Genomic DNA, 12,632 nt, shown 5'->3' on the forward strand with positions numbered 1-12,632 from the left:
TCCAGGTCGTAGGCCGCGCTCGCCGCGTGCACCTGGGCCCGGCCGTCCCAGTTGTCCCGGTTCGCGGCATACGCCTCGACAGCCTCCTCGAGGAGGCTGTCGAGGAGCAAACCGGCTTCCAGACGCGGCTCGGCCCGGCCAGGGCAGACAGGTGCAGACCAGAGGTGGGCAGGCCGGGTCCGGGCAGGCCAGGCCGGTCGCGAGGAGATCAGGTCAGGTCGTGCAGGTGGTGCGTGTCGTTGACGAAGGCCACCTGCATCCCGCCGTCCGGCCAGAGCTCGACCGCGCTGAGCGAGGCAGGTCCGGTCGCGATGCTCCAGCCGCGCTCGTGGTCGACGCCCAGGAGCCGGCAGAGGACGGACATGATCACCACCCGGTGCGTGGCGACGACGACGGTCCCGCCCCCGGCCACGGCACGGTCGAGCGCCCCGGCCACCCGCTGGTCCAGCTCGCGACGGGACTCCCCACCCGGCCGGGAGAAGTCACGGTCGCTACGCAGCCGCGCGAGATCCTGGGGGGCCTGCGCCGCCAGGGCGGGCATGGCCCGACCGTCCCAGTCGCCGAAGCCCTGCTCGTCCCAGTCGCGGTCCACCTCCGGATCCACGCCGAGCGCGCGGGCGACCAGGTCCCCCGTCTCGCGGGCCCGCGCCAGCGACGAGGTCACCACGCGGGGCGGGCCGTGCTCGGCGCGACCCAGGAGCGTCGCGACGGCACCGGCGGCCGCCTCGGCCTGACGCCGTCCCTGCGCGTTGAGGCCCGGGTCGGCTCCCCCGCGCCCGTCCATCCGGTGCTGCACCGTGAAGTCGGTCACCCCGTGCCGCACGAGGACCAGCCGGGTCGGCCCGTCCAGCACCGGGACGGTCTCGTCCGACAGATAGGTCTCGACCTCGGCAGCCGTCCCGCCGTCCCCCTCGCCCCCGCCGTCCGGTGGCCCGAAGGGGACGCGCGCCGTCACAGGCCGGACTCCGCCGTCCGCACCAGGATCCGGCCGCACTCCTCGCAGCGGACGACCTCGTCCTCGGCAGCCGCCGCGATCCGTCCCAGGTCGACCGCGTTGAGCTCCAGCCGGCAGCCCCCGCACCGGCGCTGCTGCAGCGGCGCCGCGCCCGACCCGGTCTGCGCCCGCATCCGCTCGTAGAGCGCGACCAGCTCGTCGGACAGGTCGGCCACGATGGCCTCACGCCCCGCGGCGACCTGCTCCCGCTCGGCGGCGATACCCGCCGCCTTCTCGTCACGCACCGCGCGCAGCTCGGTCAGGCGTGCAGCGTGCTCGTCACGGGCCGTGGTGGCGCTTCGCTCGGCCGCCTGGGCCTGCTCGACCCGCTCCATGACCTCGAGCTCCTCGTCCTCCAGCACGCCCTGACGGCGGGCGAGCGACTCCAGCTCGTGCTGCAGCCCCTGCAGGTCCTTCGCGCTCCCGGTGCCGGCGTCCAGCCGCTGCTGGTCCCGGGCGGCGCGGTCGCGCACCTGCTGCACGGCGGCCTCGGCCTTGGCGACCTCGCGCTCGAGGTCGCCGACCTCGGTCCCCGTGCGCACGACGTCCGCCTCCAGCCCGGGCGCCTCGCCCTCCATCCGGGTGATGTCGACCTGCTCGGGCAGGCTGCGCATCCGGTGGTCCAGCTGGGCCAGGGTGGTGTCGAGCTCCTGCAGCTCCAGCAGGCGCGACTGCATCTGGGGGGAGGCCTTCACGTCAGTGCTCCTCGCTCGGGTCGATCGGGGGCGTCGGGTCGCAGGAGGCGATCATCGCACCCGACGACGAAGTCCCAGGGGTCGGTGCGCACCGTGGACAGGTCGACCTGGACGTCGAGCCGGCTGCGCAGCAGCTCGCGCAGCCCCGGCAGCCAGAGCCACTCGCTGGCCCAGTGACCCGCGTCGACGAGGTAGGGCGTGCCCGCACCACCGGCGCGCTGCGCCGCGCGCGCCTCCTCCCGCGCCTCCAGCGCGGGGTGGTGCCGCAGGTCGGCGGTGACGTAGACGTCGGCCCGCGCCCGCCGGACCGCAGCGAACTCGCCGTCACCCGCCCCGCCGAGCAGCGCCACCCGCGAGACCTGACCGTCGGGGTCGCCGCTCACCCGCACGCCCCCGGCGCTGGCGGGCAGGGCCGCGGCCAGCCGCTCGGCGAAGGCGCGCAGGGTCACCGGCTCGGCCAGCTCGCCCACCCGTCCGAGCTCCTGGTCCTCGCTCACCGTCAGCGGCTCGGTGGCCGCGAGCCCGCAGGCGCTCGCGAGGGCCTGCCCGACCCCCGGGTCGGCCACGTCGGCGTTGGTGTGGGCGCAGTAGAGGGCGACGTCGTTCACGAGGAGCTCGGTGACGGTGGCCCCCTTGGCGCTGGTCGTCGCCACCGAGTGGATGCCGCGCAGCAGCAGCGGGTGGTGGGTGATCACCAGGTCGGCGCCCACCGCGACGGCCTCCGCGACGACGTCGAGCGTGGGGTCCACCGCGAGCAGCACGCGCCGCACCGGCTGCTCGGGGTCACCGGCGACGAGGCCGACCTGGTCCCAGGACTGCGCGGTCGCCGGTGGGTAGAGCTGCTCCAGGACGAACACGACGTCGGCGAGCCGCACGTCGGCTCCGGGTGCGGTGGCGTTCACGTGGGCCCGGCCGGGCTCGAACCGACGACCTACGCGGTGTAAACGCGGCGCTCTACCAACTGAGCTACAGGCCCCTCTCCCGAGGGAGTGTGCGTCATTCTTACAGGTCGCGCACGGCCCGGTGGAGCGCGCCGATCTCGCGCGCCTCGCCGGCCGGGTGCACGAGGTTCCAGCGCACCGTCATCGTCGGGTCGACGAGGAAGGTGCCGCGCACCGACATACCGGACTCCTCGTCGAAGACGCCGTAGGCCCGCGCCGCCTCGCCGTGCGGCCAGAAGTCGGACAGCAGCGGGAAGCGGTAGCCCTCGCGCGCCGCCCAGGCCCGCAGCGCGTGCATCGGGTCGCAGGAGATGCCGTAGACCTGCACCCGGTCGTTGACGAACTCGTCGACGTTGAGCTGGATCTCCAGCAGTTCGCCGGTGCAGATCGAGGAGAAGGCGAAGGGGTAGAAGACCAGCAGCGCGTGCCGGTCGCGCACGACCTCGGAAAGGGTCCGGGTGGCGCCCTCCTGGTCGACCAGGCTCAGCTCCGGGGCGCGCTCGCCGACCTGCGGGTATGCCGACCCCGTCACGCTCACGCTCACTTGCGGCCCACCAGCCGCTGGCCGATCCAGCCACCGAGGTTGACCGCACCCGAGGCGACCATGGAGCAGGTCGTGCAGGCGTCCTGGACGTCGGCGGCCGGCACCCGGTCCTCGCGCCCGCGCCCGGGGTGAGCAGGACGATCGAGCCGCCCTCCTCCAGCGTCGTCAGGGTGTCCATGAGCTCGTCGGCCAGGTCGCCCTCGCCGTCGCGCCACCACAGCAGCACGACGTCGACCACCCCGTCGTAGGACTCGCCCTCGACCGGGTTGCCCACCACCTGGGCCGCCGCGTCGCGGACCCCGGGCTCGGTGTCCTCGTCGTCGCCGTACTCCACGACGATCTGCTCCTCGCGCAGCCCCAGCTTGCGCATGAGTCCCACCAGGGGGTCGGTCCCCTGGTCCTCGCCGTCGGCCTGCTGCTCCGTCCTGGTCTGCTCGTCCATGGTGTGACAAGACAAGCACGCGGCCCGGCGTGAGGCAAAGGCAGCCCGCACCCGGGTGGCGGACGCCACGTCAGTGGTCGTGACAGACTGGAGCGGTCACCCCTTGAGGAAGGATCAACCCTGATGACGCAGGAGCGCTCCACTGGCCCTATCTTGAACGGCCTCCCGACCCAGGTCCCGGACTCGGACCCCGAGGAGACGCAGGAGTGGCTGGACTCGCTGGACGCGGCGATCGACAGCGGCGGCCGGCAGCGTGCTCGCTACCTCATGCTCCGGATGCTGGAGCGCGCGCGCGACTCGCAGGTGGGGATCCCCTCCCTCACGACCACGGACTACATCAACACCATCACCCCGGAGCAGGAGGCGACCTTCCCGGGCGATGAGGACATGGAGCGGCGCTACCGCGCCTGGATCCGCTGGAACGCCGCGGTCATGGTGCACCGCGCCCAACACCCGGACATCTCCGTCGGCGGGCACATCTCGACGTATGCCTCGCAGGCCACCCTGACCGAGGTCGGCTTCAACCACTTCTGGCGCGGCCGCGACCACGAGGGCGGCGGCGACCAGGTCTTCTTCCAGGGCCACGCCTCCCCCGGCATCTACGCCCGGGCCTTCATGGAGGGTCGGCTCACCGAGACCGACCTGGACGGCTTCCGGCAGGAGAAGAGCAAGGGCCTGCGCGACGACGTCCGGACCATCCCCTCCTACCCGCACCCGCGCTCGATGCCCGACTTCTGGCAGTTCCCGACGGTCTCGATGGGCATCGGGCCGATGAACGCGATCTACCAGGCGTCGTTCAACAAGTACCTCCACAACCGCGGCCTCAAGGACACCAGCCAGCAGCACGTCTGGGCCTTCCTCGGCGACGGCGAGATGGACGAGCCGGAGTCGCGCGGCCTGCTGCAGGTGGCCGCCAACGACGAGCTGGACAACCTCACCTTCGTGGTCAACTGCAACCTGCAGCGGCTGGACGGCCCGGTGCGCGGCAACGGCAAGATCGTGCAGGAGCTGGAGAGCTTCTTCCGCGGCGCCGGGTGGAACGTCATCAAGGTGCTGTGGGGCCGCGGCTGGGACGACCTCATCGAGAACGACACCTCCGGCGCCCTCGTCAACCTCATGAACACCACGCCGGACGGTGACTTCCAGACCTTCCGCGCCAACGACGGCGCCTGGATCCGAGACCACTTCTTCGGGCGCGACCCGCGCACCAAGGAGCTGGTCAAGGACTGGAGCGACGAGGACATCTGGTGGCGGCTCAAGCGCGGCGGCCACGACTACCACAAGGTCTTCGCCGCCTACCAGGCCGCGATGAACCACACCGGCCAGCCGACGGTCATCTTGGCGCACACCATCAAGGGCTACTCGCTGGGCACCCGCTTCGCCGGTCGCAACGCCACCCACCAGATGAAGAAGCTCAGCCTGGACGACCTCAAGGCCTTCCGCGACAGCCTCAAGATCCCGATCACCGACGAGCAGCTCGAGGCAGACCCCTACGCCCCGCCCTACTACCACCCGGGTCAGGACGACGAGGCGATCCAGTACCTCCAGGAGCGGCGCCGCGTCCTCGGCGGCTACCTGCCCAAGCGGGAACCCGCCCGCACGGCGCTCCCGCTGCCGGCGGAGAAGGTCTACGACGTGGCCAAGAAGGGGTCGGGCAAGCAGGAGGTCGCCACGACCATGGCCCTGGTCCGCATCTTCAAGGAGTGGATGCGCGACAAGGAGTTCGGCAAGCACATCGTGCCGATCATCCCCGACGAGGCCCGCACCTTCGGGATGGACAGCTTCTTCCCGACGGCCAAGATCTACAACGTCCACGGGCAGAACTACACCTCGGTCGACGCCGACCTCATGCTCGCCTACAAGGAGTCCGAGCAGGGCCAGATCCTGCACGTCGGGATCAACGAGGCCGGGTCGGTGGCCGCCTTCAGCGCGGCCGGCACGTCCTACGACACCCACCAGGTGCCGATGGTGCCGTTCTACATCTTCTACTCGATGTTCGGCTTCCAGCGCACCGGCGACGGCATCTGGGCCGCGGCCGACCAGCTCGCCAAGGGCTTCATGATCGGCGCGACCGCGGGCCGGACGACGCTCACCGGAGAGGGGCTGCAGCACGCCGACGGCCACTCCCCGCTGCTCGCCTCGACCAACCCGGCGGTGGTCTCCTACGACCCGGCCTACGCCTACGAGCTGGCGCACATCCTCCCCGACGCGCTGGAGCGGATGTACGGCGAGAACCCCGAGGAGCTCATCTACTACCTCACCGTCTACAACGAGCCGATGCAGCAGCCGGCCCAGCCCGAGGACGTCGACGCCGAGGGCATCGTCGCCGGGATGCACCGGATCGCCGCGGACGAGCCGCAGGAGGGCAAGCACGTGCGGCTGCTCGCCTCGGGCGTCGGGGTGCCGTGGGCGCTGGAGGCAGCCGAGCTGCTCCGCGAGGACTGGGGCGTGACCTCCGACGTGTGGTCGGTCACCTCGTGGTCGCAGCTGCGGCGCGAGGCGATGTCCTGCGACGAGGACGCCTTCCTGGACCCCGACGCCGAGCGCCGGGTCCCCTACGTCACCCGTCGCCTGTCCGAGGGCACCGGGCCGGTCATCGCGACGAGCGACTACATGCGGGCGGTGCAGGACCAGATCGCCCCGTGGGTGCCGGAGGACTACCACTCCCTCGGTGCCGACGGCTTCGGCTTCGCCGACACCCGGGCCGCGGCCCGCCGGTTCTTCCACATCGACGGCCCGTCGATGGCGGTCAAGGCGCTGCAGATGCTCGCCGACCGCGGCGAGATCGACCCGCAGGTCGCCAAGGACGCGGCGGAGAAGTACCGCCTGCTCGACGTGACGGCCGGCACGTCCGGCAACGTCGGCGGCGACGCCTGAGGCTGCGCTCAGCCCCCGAAGGCCCTGGGGTCGCGCACCGCCTGCACCACGAGGTCGGGATGGTCGGTGAAGATGCCGTCCACCCCGGCCGCCAGGTGCGCCCGCACCTCCGCGGCCAGGTCGCCGTGCTGGCGGTCCGGCCCCGGTGCGCCGTCCGGTCCGGTGCTGCGCAGCGGCGTCGGCAGGAAGCGGTTCTCCGCGCGGAAGGTCCACGCGTGGACGACCAGCCCAGCCGTATGCGCGTCCGCGACGAGCGAGGTCGGCTCCCCCAGCGCGCCCTCCGGCGTCCGGGGCAGCACCATCGTCCTGCTCGGGCCCACGCCGGTGAGGACGCCCTCGAGACCGCGCAACCCCTCCGGCGACAGCAGCTCCGCATACGTGCGCCGCTCGCCGGCCGCCACGAGGTCGGCCGGCACGTCGTCGAAGGCGGTGGCCAGGAGCACCTGCCGCAGCGGTGACCCCAGCCGCTCCCGCAGGGTGCGCAGGCTCCCCGGCTCGAAGCACTGCACCCACACCGCCTCACGGCCCTCCTCCCCCAGCAGACCGCCGGCCTCCAGGTCGGCCAGCATCCGCTCCTCCAGCGGCAGGCCGGCCGCCGCGAGGTGGGTGGGGTGCTTGAGCTCGACGTAGAGCCCGATCCGCCGGCCGAGCTCGTCGCTCAGCCGCGCGCGCAGCTCGATGATCTCGGCGAAGGTCGGCACCGGCCACTCACCGTCGTGCTCGGTGCCGCGCAGCGCGGGCAGTCGCTCGCGGGCACGGACCGTGCGCAGCTCCTCCAGGGTGAGGTCCTCGGTGAAGACCCCGTCGACCTCCTTGCCGTCGACCACCGCCCGGCGTCGGCGGGCGGCGAGCTCGGGGTGGTCGGCGACGTCGGTGGTGCCCCAGATGTCGTTCTCGTGCCGGGCCACCAGCACGCCGTCCCGGGTCGGCACGAGGTCCAGCTCCAGGTGGTCGGCACCCTGCCGGGCCGCGAGCTCGTAGGCCGCGAGGGTGTGCTCGGGGAGGTAGCCGCTGGCGCCGCGGTGACCGAGGACGAGGGGTGCGGTGGTCGGCATACCCCGATCCTGTCCCATCGGGCGAGCACGCGGCGCTAGGCTCGCGCGGTGCCCCCGTCCACACGAGAGAGCCTGCCCCGCCGCGCGGGCGAGCTCGCCACCCGTGCCACCGGGCGGATGGAGGCCGAGCACCAGTGGTTCCGCGAGCTCGGCGCCGCGGACCGGTCCTGGGTCGGGCTCGTCGCCCAGGCGGGGATCTCGGCGCTGCTGGACTGGTATGCCGACGGCGCCCGCACCGACCCGCCGGGGCAGGTCTTCGCCGCCGCGCCGCCCAGCCTGGCGGGCACGATCACCCTGGCGCAGACGCTCGACCTCGCGCGCACCGCCATCGCGACCGTGGAGGACGCGGTGCCCGAGCTGGTGACGGCGCAGGAGGCGCCGGCGCTGCGCGAGGCGGTGCTGCGCTACGCGCGGGACATCGCCTTCGCCGCCGCCGAGCTGTATGCCCGCTCCGCCGACCACCGCGGCGGCTGGGACACCCGGCTGGAGACCCTGGTGGTGCACGCGGTGGTGCGTGGCGAGGCCAACGACGCGATGGCCTCGCGGGCCGCCGAGCTGGGGTGGGAGGGCGTGAGCGACGTGGCGGTCGTCGCGGGGGTCCTGCCCGCCGGCGACCCCACGCCGGTCGTCGCGGAGCTGCGGGCGGCGGCCGGGGCGCTCGGCCTGCGGTGCCTGGCGGCCGGTCACGACCGGCGCCTGGTCTGCGTCCTCGGGGGGACGGCCGACCCCGCGGCCGACGCGCTGCGGCTCGTGGACTCCTTCGGCGAGGGCCCGGTCGTGGTCGGGCCCCGCGTGCCGCACCTCTTCGCCGCCGGGCGCAGCGCCCGGGCCGCGCTCTCCGGGGTCGACGCCGCACCGGCGTGGACCGGCGCGCCCCGGCCGGTGGCGGCGGACGAGCTGCTCCCGGAGCGGGCGCTGCTCGGCGAGGGGCCGGCGCGACGCGTCCTCGTGGACCGGGTCTACGTTCCGCTCCGAGACCACCCCTCGGCGCTGCTCGACACGGTCCAGGCCTACCTCGACCAGGGGATGGTGCTCGAGGCCACCGCCCGGCTGCTCTTCCTGCACCCCAACACCGTGCGCTACCGGCTGCGCCGGGTCGGCGAGGTCGTCGGGCTCGACCCGCACACCGCGCGCGACGCCTGGGTCCTGCAGGTCGGCCTGGCCCTCGGACGCATGGGCAGCGGCCCGCGCCTGTGGCGCGGCGGCCGCTGACCTCCCCCGCCGAGTGCCGACCCGACACCCCGTGTGTCGGTCGGTGGGGCTTTGGAGGATGTGCACAACGAAGGACCCCGATCATCGTGCGTCTCGGTGTCGCCCGATGGAGGGTCTCACCGGCAGAGTAGGGGCGTGCTCGTCATCGTCGCGCCCGGACAGGGCTCTCAGACCCCCGGCTTCCTCGCCCCCTGGCTCGAGGAGCCCTCCGTGCGGGGGCGGGTCGACGCGCTGGCCGCCGCGGCCTCGCTCGACCTCGTCACCCACGGCACCACCTCGGACGCGGAGACCATCAAGGACACCGCGGTCGCCCAGCCGCTCATCGTCAGCGCCGGCCTGGCCACGCTGCCGCTCGTGCTGGAGGGCGAGGACCTCCCCCGGCACGTCTCGGCCACCGCAGGCCACTCCGTCGGGGAGATCACCGCCGCGGCGATCGCCGGGGTCCTCACCCCCGACGACGCCGTCGGCTTCGTCCGCGAGCGCGGGCTGGGCATGGCCGAGGCGGCCGCCCTCACCCCCACCGGCATGGCGGCCGTGGTCGGCGGCGACCCCGACGAGGTCGCCGAGGCCGTGGAGCGTCACGGCCTGACCCCCGCCAACATGAACGGCGCCGGCCAGGTGGTCGCCGCCGGCACGACCGACCAGCTCGCCGCCCTGGAGCAGGACGCCCCGCACCGTGCCCGGGTGATCCCGCTGCAGGTCGCCGGCGCCTTCCACACCCACCACATGCAGCCCGCCGCCGACCGCCTCACCCGGCACGCGGAGACGCTGCGCCCGCAGGACCCGCGCATCCCGCTGCTGTCCAACGCCGACGGCCGGGTCGTCACCGACGGCACCGAGGTGCTGCGCCGCCTCATCGCTCAGGTCGCCGGGCCGGTCCGCTGGGACCTCACCATGGAGGCCTTGATCGACATGGGGGTCACCGGGCTGATCGAGCTGCCGCCGGCGGGCACGCTGGTCGGTCTCGCCAAGCGGGGTATGCGCGGGGTCGAGACCCTGGCGCTCAGGACCCCCGACGACCTCGAGGCCGCGGCCCGCATGGTCCGCGAGCACGGCACCGCCTGAGCACCACGACCGCCCGCCCCACCACGCATACCCAGGAGGATCCGACCGTGAGCACCCCCACCCTGTCGGCCCCGACCACGCTGCGCCACGCCCGCATCCTCGGCCTGGGCGGCTACCGCCCCGAGCGGGTGGTCACCAACGAGGAGATCCTGCAGTTCATCGAGTCCAGCGACGAGTGGATCCGGCAGCGCTCGGGCATCGTCACCCGGCGCTTCGCGCGGGACGACGAGAGTGTCGTCGACATGGCCGAGGCCGCCTCGCGTCAGGCGCTGGACCGGGCCGGGCTCGAGCCGGGCCAGGTGGACGCGGTGCTCATGGCGACCGTCACCCACCCGCTGCAGACGCCCGCGGCCGCCCCGATCCTGGCGCACCGGCTGGGCATCGAGGACCCGGCGGCGATGGACCTCTCCGCCGCCTGCGCGGGCTACTGCTACGCCATCAGCCTGGCCAACGACATGGTCCGGGCGGGGACCGCCGACACCGTCCTGGTCGTCGGGGTCGAGAAGCTCTCCGACTTCACCGACAAGCACGACCGCGGGTCGGCTTTCATCTTCGGCGACGGCGCGGGCGCGGCGGTCGTGGGCGTCTCGGACCGCCCCGGCATCGGGCCCACGGTCTGGGGCAGCCTCGGCGACCGCGCCGACGCGATCACCCAGCGCGAGTCGTGGACCGACCTGCGCTCGGAGATGGAGGCGGAGGGCCGCGAGGCCGGGATCGCCTGGCCGGCCTTCGTCATGCAGGGGCAGACCGTCTTCCGCTGGGCCGTCTTCTCGATGGCCCCGGTGGCGCAGCAGGCGGTCGAGGCCGCGGGCATCACGCCGGCGGACCTCGCCGCCTTCGTCCCGCACCAGGCCAACATGCGGATCACCGACGCGATGGTCAAGGCGCTCGACCTGCCGCCGCACGTCCCGGTCGCCCGGGACATCGCCCAGACCGGCAACACCTCGGCCGCGTCCATCCCGCTGGCGATGAGCCGCATGCTCGACGAGGGCGAGGCGCCGCACGGCGGCCTGGCGCTGCAGATCGGCTTCGGCGCCGGGCTGGTCTACGCCGCCCAGGTCGTGGAGATGCCCTGAGCGCGGCACACTGACTCCCGTGGCCCGGCGGGTGAGCAACGATCCGGGTCGGCAATGGTCCCAACGCTAGGAGGAAGCACATGGCACGCAGCGAGCAGGAGATCCTCGAGGGTCTGGCCGAGATCGTCAACGAGGAGACCGGGCTGGAGGCCGAGGAGGTCCAGATGGACAAGTCCTTCACCGAGGACCTCGACATCGACTCCCTCTCGATGATGACGATCGTCGTCAACGCCGAGGACAAGTTCGGCGTCCGCATCCCCGACGACGAGGTCAAGAACCTCACGCACGTCAAGGACGCGGTGTCCTACATCGCCAACAACCAGGGCTGACCGGACCGACCCGCCCGACCCGGCGTCGCCCAGGACGGCGCCGCCGGGTCGGCCAGCCCGCGGCATACCCTCGAGGTAGCCGCCACCATCCTTCTCGACCGCCGAGCAACCCAGGAGGCCGCCGCCCATGACCGACACCACCCAGACCTCGCGCCGCGTCGTCGTGACCGGCCTCGGCGCGACCACGCCCGTCGGCGGCACCGCACCGCAGACCTGGGAGGCCATCACCGCCGGGCGCTCGGGCATCGACACGCTGACCCAGGACTGGGTCGCCGAGCACGAGCTGCCGGTGACCTTCGCCGGGGCCATCCACACCGACCCGCTGGAGACGCTGGCCAAGGTCCAGGTGCGGCGCAACGACCCCTCTGGGCAGTATGCGCTCATCGCGGCGCGGGAGGCGTGGGCCGACGCCGGCGCCCCGGAGGTGGAGCCGGAGCGACTCGGCGTCGCCATCGGCTCCGGCATCGGCGGCGTGCACACGCTGCTCAGCCAGTGGGACGTGCTCAAGGAGAAGGGCCCGCGCCGGGTCTTCCCGCTCACCGTCCCCATGCTCATGCCCAACGGCCCGGCGGCCGCGGTCTCGCTCGACCTGTCCGCCCGCGCCGGCGCGCACTGCCCGGTGAGCGCGTGCGCCTCGGGCGCCGAGGGGATGGGCCTGGCCCTCAACATGATCCGCACCGGCCGCGCCGACATGATGGTCGCCGGGGGCACCGAGGCGGCGATCCACCCGGTCTGCATCGCCGCCTTCGCCGCGATGACCGCCCTCTCGGGGCGCAACGACGACCCGCGGGCGGCCTCGCGCCCCTACGACGTGGGCCGCGACGGCTTCGTCATGGGCGAGGGTGCTGGCGTCATGGTGCTCGAGGCCGAGGAGCACGCCCGGGCCCGTGGGGCGCGGATCTACGCCTACCTCGACGGCGTCGGCATGTCCTCCGACGCCTACCACATCACCGCGGGCGAGCCCGACGGCGCCGGTGCCGCGCGGGCCATGGAGGAGGCCGTCGCCGACGCGGGTCTGGCCACCGACGACATCGCCCACATCAACGCGCACGCCACCTCGACCCCGGTCGGCGACGTCGCCGAGACCAAGGCGATCCACCGGGCCTTCGGCGGGCATACCTCCGACATCGCGGTGACCGCGACCAAGTCGATGACCGGCCACCTGCTCGGCGCGGCCGGAGCGCTGGAGGCGGTCCTGACGGTGATGTCGCTGCACCACCGACAGGTGCCGGCGACGATCAACCTCGACGAGCAGGACCCGGAGATCGACCTCGACGTGGTCACCGGCGGGCCGCGGGCGCTGCCGGAGGGTCAGGTCGCGGCCCTCAACAACGCCTTCGGCTTCGGCGGTGTCAACGTCGCGCTGACCTTCACCTCGGCGTCCTGAGCGCCCTGGCGGCAT

At 73.4% G+C, this 12,632-nt stretch carries 11 protein-coding genes, 1 tRNA gene and 1 pseudogene; 6 read left to right on the plus strand and 7 right to left on the minus strand.

What is annotated here, in order from left to right:
* Positions 1 to 208 precede the first annotated feature (208 nt).
* The 6 genes and pseudogenes from BJF86_RS09760 to BJF86_RS18920 form a co-directional block, all read right to left on the minus strand.
* Positions 209 to 955: a histidine phosphatase family protein gene (locus tag BJF86_RS09760; RefSeq protein ID WP_075818592.1), complete on the minus strand. Its 747-nt coding sequence runs from the start codon at positions 953 to 955 to the stop codon at positions 209 to 211.
* Positions 952 to 1,689 carry a zinc ribbon domain-containing protein gene (locus BJF86_RS09765; protein ID WP_075818594.1) on the minus strand — a complete coding sequence of 246 codons (738 nt, stop codon included), beginning with the start codon at positions 1,687 to 1,689 and terminating at the stop codon, positions 952 to 954. The genes BJF86_RS09760 and BJF86_RS09765 overlap by 4 nt, the downstream gene beginning before the upstream one ends.
* Complete coding sequence (locus BJF86_RS09770; RefSeq protein WP_075818597.1) at positions 1,686 to 2,591, minus strand: Nif3-like dinuclear metal center hexameric protein; 906 nt, start codon at positions 2,589 to 2,591, stop codon at positions 1,686 to 1,688. Before BJF86_RS09770 ends, BJF86_RS09765 begins: the two co-directional genes overlap by 4 nt.
* Position 2,592: 1 nt before the next feature.
* A tRNA-Val gene (locus tag BJF86_RS09775) sits at positions 2,593 to 2,665 on the minus strand.
* Between the two features lie 26 nt (positions 2,666 to 2,691).
* Positions 2,692 to 3,168, minus strand: a complete 477-nt coding sequence (locus tag BJF86_RS09780) for a peroxiredoxin (RefSeq protein WP_414819942.1) — start codon at positions 3,166 to 3,168, stop codon at positions 2,692 to 2,694.
* A gap of 166 nt (positions 3,169 to 3,334) precedes the next feature.
* Positions 3,335 to 3,616 (minus strand): annotated as a pseudogene (locus tag BJF86_RS18920) (DUF3052 family protein); the annotation flags it as partial.
* A gap of 123 nt (positions 3,617 to 3,739) precedes the next feature.
* Between BJF86_RS18920 and aceE the strand changes: the two are divergent.
* Positions 3,740 to 6,493, plus strand: coding sequence for a pyruvate dehydrogenase (acetyl-transferring), homodimeric type (aceE, locus tag BJF86_RS09790; RefSeq protein ID WP_075818599.1), 2,754 nt, complete (start codon positions 3,740 to 3,742; stop codon positions 6,491 to 6,493).
* A gap of 8 nt (positions 6,494 to 6,501) precedes the next feature.
* Here aceE and BJF86_RS09795 read toward each other — a convergent pair whose 3' ends face one another.
* Complete coding sequence (locus tag BJF86_RS09795) at positions 6,502 to 7,548, minus strand: glycerophosphodiester phosphodiesterase family protein (RefSeq protein WP_075818602.1); 1,047 nt, start codon at positions 7,546 to 7,548, stop codon at positions 6,502 to 6,504.
* Between the two features lie 48 nt (positions 7,549 to 7,596).
* Here BJF86_RS09795 and BJF86_RS09800 point away from each other — a divergent pair, with 48 nt between their 5' ends.
* The 5 genes from BJF86_RS09800 (at position 7,597) to fabF (ending at position 12,617) form a co-directional block, all read left to right on the plus strand.
* Positions 7,597 to 8,760, plus strand: a complete 1,164-nt coding sequence (locus BJF86_RS09800; protein ID WP_075818604.1) for a PucR family transcriptional regulator — start codon at positions 7,597 to 7,599, stop codon at positions 8,758 to 8,760.
* A 135-nt stretch (positions 8,761 to 8,895) separates the two neighbouring features.
* The gene (locus BJF86_RS09805; protein ID WP_075818606.1) at positions 8,896 to 9,825 is read left to right on the plus strand and encodes an ACP S-malonyltransferase; all 930 of its coding nucleotides are present in this window, start codon (positions 8,896 to 8,898) and stop codon (positions 9,823 to 9,825) included.
* A 47-nt stretch (positions 9,826 to 9,872) separates the two neighbouring features.
* The gene (locus tag BJF86_RS09810) at positions 9,873 to 10,901 is read left to right on the plus strand and encodes a beta-ketoacyl-ACP synthase III (RefSeq protein WP_075818608.1); all 1,029 of its coding nucleotides are present in this window, start codon (positions 9,873 to 9,875) and stop codon (positions 10,899 to 10,901) included.
* Between the two features lie 80 nt (positions 10,902 to 10,981).
* On the plus strand, positions 10,982 to 11,230 hold the full coding sequence (locus tag BJF86_RS09815) for an acyl carrier protein (protein ID WP_022925579.1): 249 nt from the start codon (positions 10,982 to 10,984) through the stop codon (positions 11,228 to 11,230).
* Between the two features lie 127 nt (positions 11,231 to 11,357).
* Positions 11,358 to 12,617 (plus strand): beta-ketoacyl-ACP synthase II, encoded by a 1,260-nt coding sequence (gene fabF / locus BJF86_RS09820; RefSeq protein ID WP_075818610.1) that lies wholly within the window; start codon positions 11,358 to 11,360, stop codon positions 12,615 to 12,617.
* The last annotated feature ends 15 nt before the right edge of the window (positions 12,618 to 12,632 follow it).

This window comes from Serinicoccus sp. CNJ-927, assembly GCF_001942435.1.
GTDB classification, from domain to species: domain Bacteria; phylum Actinomycetota; class Actinomycetes; order Actinomycetales; family Dermatophilaceae; genus Ornithinicoccus; species Ornithinicoccus marinus.